This is a genomic window from Corynebacterium amycolatum (assembly GCF_016889425.1).
Taxonomy (GTDB): Bacteria; Actinomycetota; Actinomycetes; order Mycobacteriales; family Mycobacteriaceae; genus Corynebacterium; species Corynebacterium amycolatum.
The window spans coordinates 1520273-1537313 of sequence record NZ_CP069513.1; the positions used below are offsets into that span (position 1 = coordinate 1520273).

The following is a 17041-nucleotide window of genomic DNA, read 5'->3' on the forward strand; positions in this document are numbered from 1 at the left end:
GCTTCCAACAAGTATATGGGGACGTACCTACCGCGAAGCCAACGCGCTAAAGTGACCAGTGTGAGAAAGATTCCAACTTGCCACGATGTCCTCAGCACCGACGAACCCACTCTTGCGCTGCCCGATGCCGCCGACCTCATTGGTGTCGCTGTCACCCGTATTCACGCATTGCTGCAGGAGGGGCGCCTTATTGCAGTCAACCGCGATGGCATCCCACAAATTCCCGCTCGCTTCTTCGAGGGCGACGAAGTCGCTCGTTTTGTTCCCGGCGCACTCGCTTTGCTTGCCGACGGAGGCTACTCGCGAGAGGAAGCGCTGGAGTGGCTGTTTTCCGAAGATGATTCTCTGCCTGGGCGTCCGGTGGATGCCCTGCACGGTCACCTCGCTCGCGAAGTGATGCGCCGCGCACAGGCTATGGCGTTGTAAAACCCGGACGGCGTCCCACGCCCGCGTCCTACGTCCCCGATAGCTCCTGTCGTAATCGCCCGGCCACTGCTGTGAAAAGCAGTGGGAGGGCGATTTTTGCTTTTCGAGCGCGTCCTACGTGAGCGCGTTGCGCAAAGACGTTGTAGTTCATGCGCTCAATTTCGCCGAGAATATCAGAGTAGAGAATCTCCGCGGCACGGATAGCCTGACGCCCTGGCACCCCCAACATGTCCACGCCGCTGCTGGCTTCGGCATAGAGCGCGCGGTTGCGAGCGATGAAGTAGGCCAATGCCTGACGTACCGCCGGGGTCGTCTGTCCCGTGGCGGCGCAGTAGCCGATTTCCTCGGTACCCACTCCGAAGGCCTCCCACTCATTCAGCGGTAGGTAAATACGGTCACGGCGAAAATCCTCGGCGATGTCGCGGAGGAAATTTGTCACCTGAAAGGCTTTTCCCAGGCACTCTGCGTAGGGGGTGGCTTCCTCACAGGAGACCCCTGTGCGGGTGCCTAGGATGGGCATCATCTCAAGGCCGATGACTGCTGCGGAGCCCCACATATACGAGTCGAGCTGCTCCCATGTTTCAAAATGTGCAATATGGCAGGATGTGTCGGGCACGTCCATCAGCATGGAGTGAACAAAGTCCGCAGAGAGCTGTGGATCGATGTCGTAGTCGCGAAAAGTCTGTGCGGCCGCCGAGATGACGGCACGGTCGCGGTCGCGGTGGACGTCGTCAAGCGAACCGATGACGACAGCTGAGTGGAAAAGCTCGCTCAAGCGTGTGACCGTGGCTTCGATGTGCGTGGGCGAGCGGTCGGCATCGGCGGGGCAGTCGACGTAGTCATCGACAATGCGCGCCCAGGCGTAGAGAGACCACACCGCACGCTGTTGGCGGGGTGTCAAAAGCCTCGTGGCCAGGGAATACGTGCGGCCGTGGGAGGCCATAATATCGCGGCAGAGCTCGTAGGACTGTGGCAGCGCGATGGTTGAGAGAGGCTGTGGGGTGGGCATGGACAACTATGTGACCTCGGTCGACCGCGGCAGGGGCGCCGCCGTGGAATCCGTGTCTGCGGCGGTTTTATCGTCGCGCCACGGGTACTTCCAGCTGAATTTTCCAGTGGTCAGCCAGCTGACGGCCAACCAGCCGAGAACGGTGATGATAACCATCCAGGGCACGTCGTAGAAGCGGTGATTGCCGCCGCCGGCGAACGACAGTGACAGGATGAATGTGAACAACACGGTGCCTTGAATCACCCATCGTGGCGGGCGAATTGTTCCCATGGGAGTCAACAAGCTGGCGTAGTACCAGGGCAGTGCCACGGCATTAAAGACGCAGGCCACCACATAGGCGGCAATCATGCCAGCGACATTGTTACGAGGGGTGGATCGGAAGTAGAACCAGGAAATCACGAGCCCCACCAGCATGATGACAGAGGAGACCACGCGTGTGTGGCTGACGATGATGTTGAAACCGATGTCGTCGTTGAACCACGCCATGACGCCGGAGGTCACACCAGCGACCGCTGACGGTGCTGCCAGTGGGTTAATCACCTTGGTATTGCCACTGATTTCGGAGATCCAGCCCCAGCTTGAACCGGTCAGCCAGGTCACCACCGCAAGCGTGCCGACGCAGACTGCGACCAACACGATGCCAACACCGGCAATCGCCGGAATCTTCCGCAGCATCTTATGAAGCGTGGTGATGGGCTCGCTCCTAGTCAGCACGATCCACACGACGAAGGGCAGCGCCAAGACAGCGGTGGCTTTCAGAGCGACGCCGATTCCGATGAGGACAGCAGCGATCAGACCACCCGGCAACCGCTCCATGCACAGTGCGGCGACGAGCGCCAAGCTGACCAAGCCGACCATCAGTGCTTCGTTGTGCATACCCGCAATCAGATGCAGTAGCACCAGTGGATTGAGCACTCCGAGCCACTGTGCGAAAGCCGGATTTGCTCCAAGCTCCCGGGCGATTCGCGGGATCGACCAGACAATGGCGGCGAAGCCCAGCAGGCACACCATGCGGTATAGAATCACACCGACGGTGATGTTGTCGCCGACAATCCGCGTGATGACCTCGCCAATTCCCAGATGCAGCGGGCCATATGGGGTGGTGGTGTTCCGCCAGTCTGCGGATACCTCCAGCAGCATTGGCCCTGGATTGGCTGCAGCTCCCTCGGTGTAGGGATCAAACCCATCGCGGACCATCGCGCCCTGCATGAGATACGAATAGACATCGCGAGAGAACAGCGGTGCGGCCAGCGCGAGGGGGATTGCCCAGGCCAACAGGATTGAATTAAACCGGCGCAACGTGGACTCATCGCCGCCAGTGCTCGCTATCGCCATAGCATCTGCTGTGGCTCCAGAAGGGGCAGAACCAGCCACAATGTCCCGGATAGTCCCCTTCGAGAACAGCAGTTCCCGCCCGATGCGCAGCCACGAGATAAGCAGCAGGGCGATACCTACCCAAATCACAATCTCACAGAAAATCTGACCGTGACCGTAGGTAATCCAGTCAAGTCCCAGAGCGTGGACAAGGCCGCCACGGTAGCGGTTCGCACCGGAACCGTAGGAGCCCAGAGCAATGAGGATGCCACCGTAGACACCCAGCTGAGCACTCCGCGATAAATTCATGTCAACCTAAACAATCGATACATTGCTGATGCATTAATCCTAGTTGGTCAGTGACCACCGGCAGACATCCGGGAGACATTCAGGAGCTAAGGCGTTTCAAACCGCTGTGCCGCAAGTCGTCCAGAAATCATGACCGTCGGCACGCCAACTCCCGGTACCGTCGTCGATCCTGCCAGCGTCAGATTCTTTGGCATCTTCGGAGAGAAGTTGCGGGGGCGGAATGGCCCCGTCTGTCGGAACAGATGCGCCAGCCCAAACGGCGAGCCAACGCCCATGTCACGTTCTTGCCACTGTTGAGGGGTATCGATCCGACCGACTCGCCACTTCGTAGAGATCCCGGTCAGTCCGCGCCGCTCCAGCTCAGCGGTTATGTTCGCGACGTAGTTCCCACCGATTCGCGACCAAATCAGATTGGCCGACTGCAAGTTGGGGCACGGCGCGAGCACGCTGACGGGCTCCCACTGCACGCCGTTCGCATCTGTGACGATACGCTCCGGCGCGCTCACCGCAGGCCGGGTGACCAGCAATGACGGGTCCGACATTAGCTTTCCATGACGCGGTGACGAGATTTCTTCAAAGGTCTCGTTCCACTTTTCGCCAAAGGAAATCAGGTGATGCCGTTTCGGCCACGTCGTCGTCTCCGAAACCGGAATCAGTCCGTGCGCCACCACCGCCGATGGGGAAAATCGAACCGGGAACAGCCGCCGCGCTCCTGTCCGCTTTACGACGCTCCGAAGGCCTCGCCGCTTCGATGAGCTACTGGCGGCAGAGGTAGTCGCGTCGTGAAGCCAGCTCTGCACCACAGGTAAATCGGTAGTAGCGATGACGGCATCGGCGGGACGCTCGCCAGTTGATGTGGTGATGGCGGAGACAAAGCCTGCCTCGTCGACTTTCAGTCCAGTGACTTCAACGCCGAAGTCGATGGTTCCGCCAGCTCGGCGGACGGCCTCGGCGAGCAGTTCGCTGACGGCGCCTATACCCGACCCGAATGCGGGGGAGTGTGGATAGTAAACCCCCATCGAGGTATCCATGTGGGAAATGCAGCCGTAGACCGCACGGGCCTTAGCAGGAGGTACACCTGCGTAAAGCGCCTGGAAGCTGAAAACGCGAGCGAGATCATTATCTCCGAGGAAGGCACGAATCTTAGGTTCGAGGGCGCCGAAGGCACCGAGTCGGAGGAGCGTAGTGAGGTCGCGAAGCGCGCCGGGCCCGGTGAATAGGTCCGTAACGCGGTCAAAGCTGCGGGACATGAAGTTGTCGAAGCAGGCATTGAAGAGACTTTGCAGCCACGTGCGGAGTTTGCGGTAGCCGGTGACGGTGGAGTCAGAGGCGCCGAAGCGGGCGAGCTCATCGGCCATCATGTCTTCGTTGGAAAACACGTCGAGCCCGCCGCGGGTGGCAAATTCCGCACGGTAGGTGGGCGTGATTGGGGAGGCCGAAAAACCCGGGTCGATATCGCGCGCGTAGAGGCCGACGGCGGCGAGGGCATCGTCGACAAGCGAGGGCATGGTCCATACAGTTGCGCCAGTGTCGAAGACTGCGGTGAGCGATTGCTCGTCGATGTCGACGGTGACGGGTTCACTGGCGCAGCGTCCGCCGACGAAACTTTCCCGCTCGACAACGGTGACATCGTAGCCATCGGCGATGGCGTAGAGCGCGGCGGTAAGTCCAGACAGACCTGCGCCGATAATCGTCAGTCGTGGTTTGGTGCCCTTATGAGGACGAGTGACCGCACGTCGCAGGCGCGGGGAATTACTGGGGGCACGAGTGGGGGAAGCAGCGGGCATGACTACGCAACACCTGGCCTAATGCTGACGAGCGGTGGCGCGAAGGCCCATAGCAATGAGGTTTTCGCGCGAGGTTGCAGGCAGGTCGGCATTCTCGATAGTGGTGAAAGCGCGGCTGGTCAGGCGGTCAATTTCACGTTCGACGGCATCGGCAGCGCCGGATTCAGCGATGAGATTGCGTAGCTCATCGATTTCTGCAGCAGACGAGACTGTTCCCAGGCGTTCATCGATAAAGCGGGCCTTTTCAGGTGCGGAATCTCGGTAGAGGCTTAAGGCCTGGCCGACTAGGACAGTTCGCTTGCCCTCGCGGAGGTCATCGCCGGCGGGCTTGCCCGTGACTTCGGGATCGCCGAAAACGCCCAGCTGATCGTCGCGGAGCTGGAATGCCACACCGATGTCGCGGCCGAAGCTGCGGTAGGCCTCAACCAATTCCGCTGGCGCGCCGGCAATCGCGGCACCAATGTGGAGAGGCCGCTCGATCGTGTAGGCGGCGGTCTTGAACAGATTGATTTTCTCAGCGGTCTCGACGCGACTGTCCCGGCTGGCTTCGGCCGTGATATCGAGCAGTTGGCCGCCAAGTACTTCAGTGCGCATCGCCCGCCAGGGGACAAGTGCGCGGGTTAGTGCCTCCGAGCTGAGGCCTGACGAGTGCATCATGTCATCAGCCCAGGTCAAAGCGACATCGCCAATGAGAATCGCGGCGGAAATACCGAAGCGGTCGGCGGCTCCATTCCAGCTATTGGCCTCGTGCTTGGCCTCGAATACCTTGTGGATAGTCGGTGCGCCACGGCGCGTATCAGCGTCATCGATGATGTCGTCATGAATGAGTGCGCAGGCTTGAATGAGTTCCAGGGCACTCACCGCCTTCATCACAGCCTGGGAATCCTCGGCTGGGGAGAAACGGCCTTCGAGGCCGCCTGCTCCCAACCATCCCTGCCAGGCGAAGGCTGGACGCACGCGCTTGCCCCCATTGAGGACGAAGGAGTGGAGCGAATCTATGGCCTCGGTGTACCCCGCATCGACCGACGCGACATCGTCACCACGGCTTTTAAGGTAATTCTCCAGCGTTTTGGTAACAGCAGTTGGTACTTCGTGGGGCTGCAGCGCGGCCAAATCCAGTTCTTCGCTCATGTGAGCCTCTCGTCGATGACGGGTAATGCTGACTCAAGAATAGGACACCGCTTAGTATGAGTGACTATGTCCTCAACAATGCCACTGTCGCCAGGCCGCCAAGTGACGATCCGCCAGGCGCTTTCAATGCCGAGCGCGGGCAGTATTCCCTTCTCGGTCGAGTTCATGCCCCCGCGTGACGACGCCGCCGAGGAACGTCTTCTCCGAGCAGCTGAGGCTTTCCACGATCTTGGCGCCTCCTTTGCATCGGTGACCTACGGCGCCGGTGGTTCTAGCCGCGACCGCACCCTGCGAATCGCCCAGCGCGTTTCGAAGCAGCCGCTTACAACGCTTGTGCACCTGACATTGGTAGAGCACACCGTCGACGAGCTGCGAGAAATCCTCCGTTCTTACCTCAGCGCGGGGCTGACGAATCTGCTCGTTCTGCGTGGTGATCCGCCGGGAGACCCCCTTGGTCCTTGGGTGGAGACCGAGGGCGGTCTGCACTACGCCAGCGAGCTGATTGAGCTGATTAAGGCCGAGCCGGAGTTCGAAAAATTTGAAATCGGCATTGCGTCGTTCCCGGAAGGACACTACCGCTCGCCAGATTTGGACCATGACACGCAGTACACGCTTGCCAAGCTGCGCGCGGGAGCCGAATACTCGATTACTCAGATGTTCTTCGATATTGAGCACTACTTGCGCCTTCGAGACCGCCTGGTGGAAGCCGACCCAGTGCACGGTGCCAAGCCCATCATTCCGGGGCTGATGCCGATTACGTCGCTGCGCTCAGTGCGCAGGCAGGTTGAGCTCTCAGGGGCTCAGTTGCCATCCGATTTGGAGGAACGCCTGATTAAGGCAGCAGATGGTGACGAGCAGGCCAATAAGGATGAGATTCGCAAGATTGGTATCGAGTTTTCGACCAACATGGCAGAGCGTCTCATCGCCGAAGGCGTGCCGGGGCTGCACTTTATGACTATGAACTTCGCCCGCGCCTCCCAGGAGGTTTTGCACAACCTCGGCATGGCACCCGCATGGGGCACCGGCCAGGATATGCTGCGCGGCGGTTTTTAATTGCTAAAAGTCCTGCATGTCGCGGATTCTTCGCGCCCACAGGACACCTAGTACTGAGGCCAGGACACCGGCGGCTGTGGTCACACCGGCAAACAATAGGAATTGATTCCGCTTGGTGGATCCAGCCGGCGACGAAGCCCATACATTATGGTTCTCGCCACTGGCGAGCTGCCACTCCACCTTGTTCGGTTCGGTCTGGCGGCCATTGGAGTCAGTAACCTGCTCCGGGAACGCGACGACGAAATCAACCTTCGCACCGGGCAGGTGAGTCAAATCCATGTGACCGTTCATCGAAATCTTGCCGCCACCGGTACGGTCTAGGTCGATGTCTATGCGATCGTCGGAAAGCTGTCGGAGCGTATCGGTGAGTTCAATGAAGTGCAGCTCGTTGAACGAGACTTCCATCTTTCCTGTGGAGGAGTCGATTTCTCCCTGTGAGATGCGGTCGGAGAGATCTTCCGGCACTTGCCACTGCTCAAATTGGGAACGGACTTCCTCCGTGGGCGTTACGTGAATTGTGCCCGAGACCCTGTCGTCGCCGGAAATGGTAATGCCAGCCTGCGCGTCAAAGCAGCCGCTGAGCGGCAAGATGGCGGCAATCCCTGCCATTGCTGTGGTAATGCGCAGAGGCGAAAGCCGTCGACGTGGTGTGGAAGGTTCACTCGGTGATGATGTCACGGGGAAGATCTACTCCTAGAACTGCAAAGGGACGGGAGTCCCCTGTGAAATAAAAGTTCCTTAAAACATCCTTGAAACCAAATTGGCGGTAGAGCTGCCATGCCCTATTGGCCTCATTCGGGTATTCCGGCGTTGACAACAGAACTCGCGTCTCTGGGCGGGAATCGACCAACTCGCGGAGCAGCCGTTTACCGAGTCCCCGTCCCTGAAAGCTGGGGTGTATGTGAATCTCAGACAGTTCGGCGTAGTTTCCCAAGAGCTTGACGACGTCCGGTAGCGAGCGCCCGTCCATGAGCAGTCCATCTCTTACCTGGCGATACCACCAGTGCGTGTCCAATCCTGTGCGGCAGTAGCCGATGCCAACCAACCTGCAGCGCGGGTCGCGGAGAGCCTGGGCAGGGGAGAGCTCTTCGGGGTGAGCTATGGCTGCAGCAGCCATGAAGCCGGGTTGAGTGGTTTGCTTCTGCCATTCATGGAGACGACCGGGCAAGATTGCGGGGTTGTACTGCATCGCGGTGATGTAGAGAGCCACTGCTTCTTGCAGGCGGAGATTGAAGTCCCCTGCTGTCATCGGAACCACGCTGTATTTCACAGTGACCAGATTAGCGACTTAGACGAACTTAGTTGTGAGATTACTGCAATAACATCGGGTCGAACAGGTGTGCGAAACTATGCCTGGCGTAGTCCGGGGTTGGGGATAAATTGCAGTCAATCCCGCTAAGGGGAAGCGGAAAATCTGTGCTCATGTGAATGCTGTGTGAAAGGAGAAGCAGGGTGGTGGCAAGGTCGAACGTGGTGGAGTTTAGGGCGATTTCGCAGTCGGGTTCGGTCGCCCCGGTCGGTGTCTCAAAGCAATCGCTGGAGTTGCTGGGGCGGGCAGAGGCTCTGCTAGCGAATGCTCGGAATGCCGGCTCTGATGAGATGCTGGAGCTTTCCTACTGTGCGGCACTGCGCTGCGCAGGCGCGCTGTTGAATCGCGACGATGCATCGGCGGCTGGGGGTTCTGGCTCGGGCTCTCGTTCGGGCTCAGCAGTTAAGCGTCGTCGTTCGGCAACACAGAGTGCCTGGTTGCGTTTAAGGAAAGAGCAGCCCGAATTTGATAGCTGGGTCACCAAATTCGAGCAGTTCACCGCACTGCGTGAGGAAGTCCGGTTGGGTATTTCGCGTCGCATTGACTCGCAGCGGGCACAGGAGTTGTGGGATTTAAGTTGTGCATTCTTGGGGGCTGTCCGGGCCGAGCTGGGTGTTCTGCCCGCGGCTGCGTAAGCCGGTGGGAGCGTGTTAGAGCGTTGCTTTCCTAAATAAATGGGGGATTGTTGGGATTCATGGAACAATAGAGGTGAGTCGCCCGTTGAAGGGGTAAGAATGAAGCTAACGGACGCCGCGTTAGCAGCAGGTGGCCTGTGATTAACTTTGTTGTATCGGCACTGTTAGTTGAGGGGTCGAGGCTCGCCAGTATCGCGGTGGGTAATGCTCAAGTAGGCGATGGAGGAATTGTGGGACTATCTGAGCACGAACAGCGGATGCTCGACGAAATCGAGTCTGCACTCTACGCTGAGGATCCTAAATTTAGTTCGACGATGGCCGGAAATGCGTTCAGCTTTCCGGAGGAAAATAGCGCACGCCGTGGGTTTTCGATCCAGGTTTTTGCGCTCATGCTCCTTGGTCTGCTGATGCTGATTGGCGGCGTCGCTCTTTTCTCTGTGAGCAATTGGTTCATTGTGTTGTCGGTAGCCGGCTTTGGTCTTATGTTCGGTTCCGGCGTTTGGGCTCTGACCGGCGCCGGTAAGCAGGAGAAGTCTAGTTCTGCTTCGGGGCTGAACTTTGGAAAGTCTAAGTCTGGAGCGGCAAAGAGTCGTCGAGGAGCCTCGGGTGGTCGTGGTTCCTCTGGTGATTCCACGTTGGAATCACGTTTCCGTGGCCGCTTCGAGGGGCGTTAGGGGGACAGGCCTCAAAGATAAAAAGTGAGGGCAAGCCTGTGGTGGCTTGCCCTCACTTTTTTGTTTTTCTAGACGCGAATCGTCTCCACAAGATCTCACCCACTTTGCCCCACCGCGATCCCCCACTTTCCCCCACTTAGCCATTGGGGTGGAGGAATTCTTGTCTGCAGTCGTTGCTGGCATTCCTGAAAGTTTGGCTCCGGCGATACAAAGTTGCAGTTCAGCGGGCTAACTCCGGCGACCAGGTTGAATCTGGATAGTTTTTAGTAGGTAAGTGGTGTGTATTGAGGTGCAGGCCTCCTGTTGTTAACTATGTGGTTGGTGTGGCGTCGTTATCTGTGGGGTTGCGGGTGGGTGCCCCACTTTTTGTTCGCACTTTAATTGTCGAGGAGTTTCTTTAAAAGCCCATGTCAAGTGGGTTAAATCAGATGTCGCGGCGGTGGGGTTGCGCTGATATTGCGGCTATTTTTCTCCTTCTTGTGTTGATAGTGGCAGATAGTGGGGTAAAGTGGGGCGTGATGTTGATTGAGGTTGGTCAACATTGCAGAAGTGAATATCCGATTTGCGCTTAAAGTTTGGCGAGATTTTGGCACGGCGGGAAAAGCACGGCCCTCCGGCTCTGCTTGAAGGCAATGCCTAAATCCCTTAATTCGGTAAGCGTTTGTGCGTTGACATTGAGGTTGACACGGGGATAGGAGGCCAGTGACGCATGTTTCTGGGCACCTATACTCCGAAGCTTGATGACAAAGGGCGCCTGACGTTGCCGGCGAAGTTCCGCGAGGATCTCGCAGGTGGCCTGATGGTCACTAAAGGGCAGGATCATTCTCTGGCGGTGTATCCGAAAGAGGAGTTCGTCAAACTAGCTCAGCGGGCCACTAAGGCCTCTCGTACGAATGCCAAGGCGCGAGCTTTCATCCGAAATCTTGCGGCGAGCACCGATGAGCAGCGCCCCGATGGTTCCGGGCGAATCACGTTATCGATGGATCACCGTCGGTACGCGAATCTCTCCAAAGAGTGTGTGGTTATCGGTTCTATTGACTTTCTGGAGATCTGGGACAAAGAGTCCTGGGAGGCCTACCAAGCGGAGCATGAAGCTGATTTCTCCGAAGGTGAGGATGACTCGCTGTTCGGCGTTTTATAAACCGCTTGGAATAACCGAAAAGAGGGAATGTCCGCATGGACTCTGCCTGATAGCCCCTGGTGTACTTCCCCGATACCAGGTTCTGTCAGGCGGGGCCCTGTGAACATCCCCGCTTTTTGTTTAAGCACCGATAGCAGCATTCCCAGTAGTGCACATGAGGTGCGGTCTGGTTGCTGGCGCGGCACTCGTCGTCAAGCAAACCGGGAATACACTCGATAGATTCTCTGACCAGTGCAAACATACCCGGTGAGGAGGGGAAATGAACGGATCGGCGCCTGCGGATGATCGCAAGTCCGGCGAGTTTGGTCATGTCCCCGTTTTGCTTCATCGAGTAACTGATTTGTTGCGCCCGGGCATCGAGGCGCTGGGTGATGACGCAGTAGTTGTCGACGGCACTCTTGGTGCCGGTGGGCACACGGAATATCTGTTGGAGCAGTTCCCGAAGCTCTGCGTTGTTGGGCTCGATCGCGATGACAATGCATTGCGCGGGGCAGAAGAGCGTCTCGCGCGTTTCGGTGATCGCTTTGTAGGGTTCAGTGTGCGTTTCGATTCGCTCGCCGAGGTCCTCAGTGGTGAGATTCCTGCAGCCGCTGGTGGAAGCGGCGCGGAGAACATTCTTGCCCGCGCCGCTGAGAAGGGTATCGCCGGTGCGCTTTTCGATCTCGGTGTTTCCTCGATGCAGCTTGATCAGGTCAATCGTGGGTTCGCCTACCGAGTCGACGCCCCGTTGGACATGCGCATGGATGCAAGCCAGGGGATTACCGCAGCGGATGTGCTCAATACCTATTCGCACGGTGATATCGCGCGCATCCTTTCGACTTACGGCGACGAGCGCTTCGCCGGCAAGATTGCCTCGGCAATCCTGCGTGAGCGGGAAAAGGAACCGTTTACCACCTCCGGCCGTCTGGTTGAGCTGCTCTACGAAACCATTCCGGCGGCATCTCGCCGTAAGGGCGGACACCCGGCCAAACGTACGTTCCAGGCTCTTCGTATCGAGGTAAATCGTGAGCTTGAAGCTCTAGAAAATGTGCTGCCGCAGGTCTGCGATGCACTCGCAGTCGATGGGCGTGCAGTGTTCATGAGCTACCAGAGTCTGGAAGACCGCATCGTTAAGAAGGACTTTGCGGAGCGTGTGAAGTCGACAACCCCACCGGGGCTCCCGATGGAGCTTCCGGGGCATGAACCGCACTTTGCTCTCATCACGAGAGGTGCGGAGAAGGCGTCGGCAAGCGAGATCGAAGACAACCCCCGAGCCGCACCGGTGCGAGTTCGCTGTATCGAGCGAATTCGAGCCGATTGACCCAACCCTTTTCAACCGCACCAAACGAACCCTTCACAATCTAAGTACTGGGAGAACTTTCGAGCATGGCAACGACAATCACGGAGCACGCCCCCACCCGGCGCACCTCCCGCGGCGCGTCTGCAACCGTCGCCGGTGCCAAGACGAAGACTCGTCAGCGCGGTCGCAGCGCCCGCACGGAAAAGGATCTTTATCAGCGTCGGCGGTTTGGGCGCACAGGTTCTCAGCAGGTTATCTCGGTGCGGGGGCGTCGCGTTACGACGTCCTCGAGGGATAGCCACAAGTTTGCCGGTGCGGCTCTAATGATTTTTCTCGTTGTCGCGGGCATCGTGATGGCGATGTTCCTGTCTGGTATTTCGACCTCGACATCCTTGCAGCTGGATGCTGCGCAGACCAAGGAAAAGGAGCTGCGTAACCAGCTGGAGGTGCTCGAGCGGGATGTTGCTTACATGAAGTCAACCGGCGCTATCGCGCAGCGTGCTGTGGAAGAGGGCATGGTCAATCCGGAGCAACCTGCCGTTTTAACTACTGATCCGGAAGGCAAGGTCGTGGAAGTGCGACCGGGCGATGAGAAGCAGCAGGAGATTATCGACCTCAACAGTGAGTCGCCGAATAATCCGCATGCGCCGTCGTCGAACCCGAAGGACACCGAGAATGTTCCGGGGATGCAGGCACCGGCTATTGAGGAAGCGCACCCACGTCCGAACGGGTTGCCGGCAACTGCTCCGTATGCGCCGCAGAACCACGCACCAGCACCTGCGCCGGCTCCGGCACCGGCACCCGCGCCTGAGGCTGAAGCGCCAGCGCCAGCTCCGGAAGCGCCGGAAGTGCCGGCGCCCGAGCCAGCGCCAGCACCGTAGGAACTGAGAAACTAAACACGGCCAAACTGGCCAACTGTCCGATATTCTGGCGGTTCCACTGTTTCTGGTCAGGCGACTGTAGACTAATTAATTCAGTACTCGCGATGGCAGGGAATACCGCCTAACGTTATCGCGCGCGGGAGAATCGACTTAGTAGAAAGCACTAGCGCATGATTCGATCTGAAGACGACTACCCCAACCGTGGAGGGGGGTATGACTTCGGCGAACGTGCTTACCGAATTACATCCCGTGAGCGCAGAGACCAAAGTCGAGTTCGGGATGGTCAGCGCAGCCGGAGGCTCGATGCTAATACCAACCGAAGCGTGCCCCCGCGCGAAAAAATGCGCATTAGTAATAAGGACTTCATCCGGCGTCGCAACTGGCTGCAGTTTATAGGCGCTATCGCAGTCGTAGTGCTGGTCTCCCGTTTGGCTTGGGTGCAGCTCGTCGCAGGTCCTGACCTTTCTGCGGCGGCACAGAATCAGCGCACGGTGGAAGTTGTTGATGCAGCTCGGCGCGGTGCGATTCTCGACCGTAATGGAGCTCAGCTTGCCTTCACGATGGAGGCACGCAGTATTACCGTGCACCCGAACACTTTGCGCAAGTGGATTGGGGACGCACATAAGCAGCGCCCGGATGATGTCGCTGCCTACGACGAACGCCTCGAGCAGATCGCCAAGGATTTGCCGAAGCTACTCGAGGTGGCCGACATCGACGCGGAGAAGTCGGGAAGCAGTCGCCGTCGTCAAGCGGAACCCGAAACCGAGGAGAACTCGGTGATGAGCGCGCCGTCCCGGGTGAGCTCGAAGGACATTCTGGAGAAGCTGCGCAATGAGGACAGCACCTACGAGGTGCTCGTGCGTAATGTCGATCCGGACAAGGCCGCTGCCATCGTGGAAAAGTATCCGGAACTGGTGGCGGAGCGTCAGGATATTCGCCAGTACCCGAATGGGGCGACGGCGGCTAACGTCATCGGCAAGATTGGCATGGATGGCGTCGGCCAGTTCGGCTTTGAAGCCTCTCGTGATGCCACTTTGCAGGGTATTAACGGTGGCAAGACCATTGATATCGCCTCCAACGGTGTGGCAATCCCGGGATCCACGCGCGATGTTCACGCGGCTGTGGACGGTACGACATACGAGCTGACCCTGGACCTAGACATGCAGTACTTTGTCCAACAGCAGGTCAACCAGGCGAAGGCCAACTCGGGAGCGAAAGATGCGTCGGCAGTTGTACTCGACGCGAAGACCGGCGAAGTGCTAGCAATGGCGCAGGCGGACACGGCTAACCCGAATAAGGATATGGGGGCCGAGCTCGAAGAGGGGCGCACTATCGGAAACTCCGCTGTATCGAACCCATTTGAGCCGGGCTCTGTAGCAAAGATCATTACCGCCGCGGCCGCCATCGAAGACGGCAAGACCACACCGGATGAGGTTCTGCAGGTCCCGGGCACTATTGATATGGCGGGTGTCACTGTGCGCGATGCATGGGACCACGGCACGGAAGCTTTCACGACGACCGGTGTATTCGGCAAGTCCTCCAATGTCGGCACCCTAATGCTGGCAGAGCGTTTGGGGCAGGACCGCTTCGCGGAGATGCTGCACCTCTTCGGGCTGGGGCAGTCCACGGGTATCGAGTTGCCCAGTGAATCGTCCGGCCTGGTGCCGCAGCGTCCGCAGTGGTCTGGCGGTACGTTTGCGAACCTGCCCATTGGTCAGGGTATGGCCATGACACTGCTGCAGATGACAGGAGTTTTCCAGGCAATTGCCAACGATGGCGAGCGCATCCCGCCGCGTATGATTCGCTCGACAATTTCCCCGGACGGCACGAAGACGGCAACGGAGCGCCCGGAAACAGTGCGTGTGGTTAGTCCGGAGACCGCCCAAACTGTGCGCGCCATGTTTGAAGGCGTTATGCAGTCTGATCCCACGGGGCAGCAGTCGGGTACCGCTGCCGGCAATAGTATTGAGGGATACTCGCTCACAGGCAAGACAGGTACGGCGCAGAAGGTCGACCCCGACACCGGCGCGTACTCGAATTCCAAGTACTACATCACGTTTGCAGGCATCGCGCCTGCCGACGATCCCCGTTTCGTCATTGGCATCATGCTTGACGAACCCCAGCGTGGTGTCCATGGTGACGGCGGCCAGTCAGCGGCCCCACTGTTTAAGGACATCGCCGCTTGGGCGCTTAACCGCTACAACGTACCGCCGTCGCCACCCCGCGAGGGCAAGTTGTTGCTGCAGCCGTAACGAGGTCACCACCACAATGAAGTTACCGCGGCAGCACTAATACACAGACTTTTATTACTTTGGTTTCTGCAAAGTGAATCTCTTGAATTTTTCCAACCTGTTGTACACCAACGACTGACTTGAAAGAGGGAACAGCCAATGACCGCCACCCTTGCGAAATTGTGTAACCTCGCCCATGGCCGACTTGACGGCATTACCGAATCCGCGGCGGCAGGAGCGGATATCGCCGCAATCGAACTCAACGCTGCCGACGTACCTGAAGGCGGAATGTTTGCTGCCGTCCCAGGTACTCGCACGCACGGTGCGCGCTACGCGCAGCAGTCGGCTGCTACAGCGATCCTGACTGATGAGGAAGGTCTGAAAATCCTGCGGGAAGCAGGGGAGGCTCGCCCAGTCCTGGTTGTCGACGATGTCCGGGCTGTCATGGGGCACGTTGCTGCAGAAATCTACGATCACCCCTCGGATTCACTGACCATCATTGGGGTGACAGGCACCTCTGGCAAGACCACCACGACCTACATGCTGGAGGGCGCGCTGCTGGCAGCTGGATGCTCGACAGGCATCATTGGTACTACCGGCACGCGCATCAATGGCCGTGCCGTTCCGTCGAGCCTGACTACCCCAGAGGCTCCGGCCCTCCAGCGCCTGTTCCACCAGATGCTCTCCGAAGGCGTGACGCATGTTGTCATGGAGGTTTCTTCTCACGCACTGTCGCTGGGGCGTGTAGACGGAGTCAGTTTCAACGTCGGATGTTTCCTCAATCTCTCGCAGGATCACCTGGACTTCCACAAGACCTTGGAAGAGTATTTCCAAGCCAAGGCCAAGCTCTTTGATCCCGCAGGTTCGACGCATGCACCGAAAGCTGTCGTGTGCATTGACGACGACTGGGGTGTCCGCATGGCGGATATCGCTGCCGGCGACCCGGATGTCCAAGTCACCACTGTCCACACTCAGCATCGCGTAACCGACAAGACACCAGCTGCCGAGGTTTTTGCAGAATGGCACGCTGCTGCAGCGACCGTCACCACTAATGGTGTCCAGCATGTGGAGCTAACGCGAAATAACACTCACACAGTTGAGGTGGAAGTTCCTCTGCCGGGTGCTTTCAACGTTGCCAATGCCACAGTTGCCTGGGCTGTGCTCGATGCGGTTAGGCATGCCAATGACGCGGCCAAGAGCGGTCTGGCACAGGTACGTGTGCCGGGTCGGATGGAGCGCATCGATCGCGGACAGGACTTCCTGGCTGTGGTGGACTATGCCCACAAGCCAGCCGCAGTAGCTGAGGTGTTGGCCACATTGCGTGCACAGACCGAAGGTCGCGTGTTGGTTGTCGTCGGCGCCGGTGGCGACCGCGATAGTGCCAAGCGTCCAATTATGGGAGCTGAGGCTGCTTGCGGTGCCGATGTCGTCATCATCACTGATGACAATCCACGCTCTGAGGTGCCCTCTGAAATCCGTGCGGCCGTGGTCGCTGGTGCGAAGGAAGCCGTTGCCAGCGGCAAGGCCAGTTCTGACACGGTTGTTGAGGAAATCGGCGATCGTGGCCAGGCAATTCGCCGTGTCGTCGAGCTTGCCCGCAGCGGCGACAGCATCGTGGTGGCAGGCAAAGGGCACGAAACCGGCCAGGATATCGGTGGCGTGATTCACCCGTTCGATGACCGTGAACAGCTGGCTGAAGCACTCACACAGCGACTGGAAGGATTCGCTGATTGAGATTGCCGAAATCGCTGAGGAAGCACACCACCTGACATGCCTACCGCGAACCACTCGCGGTAAGCGAATAAAATCAAGAAATCATCCTTTACTAGGCGCCTGGAACTCTAACCAACAAGGACTATAGA

At 58.6% G+C, this 17041-nt stretch carries 15 protein-coding genes; 9 read left to right on the top strand and 6 right to left on the bottom strand.

Going from position 1 to position 17041, the window contains the following annotated elements:
- Positions 1-51: 51 nt before the first annotated feature.
- On the top strand, positions 52-426 hold the full coding sequence (locus tag I6J19_RS06740; protein ID WP_038625842.1) for an Rv2175c family DNA-binding protein: 375 nt from the start codon (positions 52-54) through the stop codon (positions 424-426).
- Between the two features lie 28 nt (positions 427-454).
- Here I6J19_RS06740 and I6J19_RS06745 read toward each other — a convergent pair whose 3' ends face one another.
- From I6J19_RS06745 to I6J19_RS06760, 4 genes are all read right to left on the bottom strand, one after another.
- Entirely contained in the window at positions 455-1435 is a 981-nt protein-coding gene (locus I6J19_RS06745) for a phytoene/squalene synthase family protein (protein WP_038625840.1), read from the bottom strand.
- 6 nt (positions 1436-1441) lie between these two features.
- A complete protein-coding gene (locus I6J19_RS06750) occupies positions 1442-3058 on the bottom strand; it encodes an alpha-(1->6)-mannopyranosyltransferase A (protein ID WP_038625838.1) in 1617 nt (538 codons plus the stop codon).
- Positions 3059-3144: 86 nt separating this feature from the next.
- The gene (gene crtI / locus I6J19_RS06755) at positions 3145-4845 is read right to left on the bottom strand and encodes a phytoene desaturase family protein (RefSeq protein ID WP_052155532.1); all 1701 of its coding nucleotides are present in this window, start codon (positions 4843-4845) and stop codon (positions 3145-3147) included.
- A gap of 18 nt (positions 4846-4863) precedes the next feature.
- Positions 4864-5976, bottom strand: coding sequence for a polyprenyl synthetase family protein (locus I6J19_RS06760; protein WP_038625836.1), 1113 nt, complete (start codon positions 5974-5976; stop codon positions 4864-4866).
- 66 nt (positions 5977-6042) lie between these two features.
- On the opposite strand from I6J19_RS06760, the gene metF reads away from it, so the two are divergent.
- On the top strand, positions 6043-7029 hold the full coding sequence (gene metF, locus I6J19_RS06765; RefSeq protein WP_038625834.1) for a methylenetetrahydrofolate reductase [NAD(P)H]: 987 nt from the start codon (positions 6043-6045) through the stop codon (positions 7027-7029).
- Between the two features lie 3 nt (positions 7030-7032).
- On the opposite strand, the gene I6J19_RS06770 is transcribed toward metF, so the two are convergent.
- Positions 7033-7707, bottom strand: a complete 675-nt coding sequence (locus I6J19_RS06770) for an LppM family (lipo)protein (protein WP_038625832.1) — start codon at positions 7705-7707, stop codon at positions 7033-7035.
- Entirely contained in the window at positions 7688-8299 is a 612-nt protein-coding gene (locus tag I6J19_RS06775; protein ID WP_038625830.1) for a GNAT family N-acetyltransferase, read from the bottom strand. The genes I6J19_RS06770 and I6J19_RS06775 overlap by 20 nt, the downstream gene beginning before the upstream one ends.
- Before the next feature lie 185 nt (positions 8300-8484).
- Between I6J19_RS06775 and I6J19_RS06780 the strand changes: the two genes are divergently transcribed.
- The 7 genes from I6J19_RS06780 to I6J19_RS06810 all read left to right on the top strand — a co-directional run bounded on the left by I6J19_RS06780 (position 8485) and on the right by I6J19_RS06810 (position 16913).
- Positions 8485-8973, top strand: coding sequence for an SAV_6107 family HEPN domain-containing protein (locus I6J19_RS06780; RefSeq protein WP_235191258.1), 489 nt, complete (start codon positions 8485-8487; stop codon positions 8971-8973).
- 230 nt (positions 8974-9203) lie between these two features.
- Complete coding sequence (locus I6J19_RS06785) at positions 9204-9647, top strand: DUF3040 domain-containing protein (RefSeq protein WP_038625827.1); 444 nt, start codon at positions 9204-9206, stop codon at positions 9645-9647.
- A 709-nt stretch (positions 9648-10356) separates the two neighbouring features.
- Positions 10357-10788, top strand: a complete 432-nt coding sequence (gene mraZ / locus I6J19_RS06790) for a division/cell wall cluster transcriptional repressor MraZ (protein ID WP_005510286.1) — start codon at positions 10357-10359, stop codon at positions 10786-10788.
- A 259-nt stretch (positions 10789-11047) separates the two neighbouring features.
- On the top strand, positions 11048-12088 hold the full coding sequence (rsmH, locus tag I6J19_RS06795) for a 16S rRNA (cytosine(1402)-N(4))-methyltransferase RsmH (RefSeq protein WP_038625825.1): 1041 nt from the start codon (positions 11048-11050) through the stop codon (positions 12086-12088).
- Positions 12089-12153: 65 nt separating this feature from the next.
- Complete coding sequence (ftsL, locus tag I6J19_RS06800) at positions 12154-12948, top strand: cell division protein FtsL (protein WP_038625823.1); 795 nt, start codon at positions 12154-12156, stop codon at positions 12946-12948.
- 170 nt (positions 12949-13118) lie between these two features.
- Positions 13119-15200: a peptidoglycan D,D-transpeptidase FtsI family protein gene (locus I6J19_RS06805; RefSeq protein ID WP_081913945.1), complete on the top strand. Its 2082-nt coding sequence runs from the start codon at positions 13119-13121 to the stop codon at positions 15198-15200.
- A 138-nt stretch (positions 15201-15338) separates the two neighbouring features.
- Positions 15339-16913, top strand: a complete 1575-nt coding sequence (locus I6J19_RS06810) for a UDP-N-acetylmuramoyl-L-alanyl-D-glutamate--2,6-diaminopimelate ligase (RefSeq protein WP_038625819.1) — start codon at positions 15339-15341, stop codon at positions 16911-16913.
- Positions 16914-17041 lie beyond the last annotated feature (128 nt).

Bases quoted from the DNA above. Each gene is read 5' to 3' on its own strand.
- I6J19_RS06750 (WP_038625838.1), bottom strand. From the start codon at position 3,058: ATGAATTTATCGCGGAGTGCTCAGCTGGGTGTCTACGGTGGCATCCTC.
- I6J19_RS06760 (WP_038625836.1), bottom strand. From the start codon at position 5,976: ATGAGCGAAGAACTGGATTTGGCCGCGCTGCAGCCCCACGAAGTACCA.
- rsmH (WP_038625825.1), top strand. From the start codon at position 11,048: ATGAACGGATCGGCGCCTGCGGATGATCGCAAGTCCGGCGAGTTTGGT.
- I6J19_RS06805 (WP_081913945.1), top strand. From the start codon at position 13,119: ATGATTCGATCTGAAGACGACTACCCCAACCGTGGAGGGGGGTATGAC.
- I6J19_RS06810 (WP_038625819.1), top strand. From the start codon at position 15,339: ATGACCGCCACCCTTGCGAAATTGTGTAACCTCGCCCATGGCCGACTT.
- metF (WP_038625834.1), top strand. From the start codon at position 6,043: ATGTCCTCAACAATGCCACTGTCGCCAGGCCGCCAAGTGACGATCCGC.
- I6J19_RS06745 (WP_038625840.1), bottom strand. From the start codon at position 1,435: ATGCCCACCCCACAGCCTCTCTCAACCATCGCGCTGCCACAGTCCTAC.
- ftsL (WP_038625823.1), top strand. From the start codon at position 12,154: ATGGCAACGACAATCACGGAGCACGCCCCCACCCGGCGCACCTCCCGC.
- crtI (WP_052155532.1), bottom strand. From the start codon at position 4,845: ATGCCCGCTGCTTCCCCCACTCGTGCCCCCAGTAATTCCCCGCGCCTG.
- mraZ (WP_005510286.1), top strand. From the start codon at position 10,357: ATGTTTCTGGGCACCTATACTCCGAAGCTTGATGACAAAGGGCGCCTG.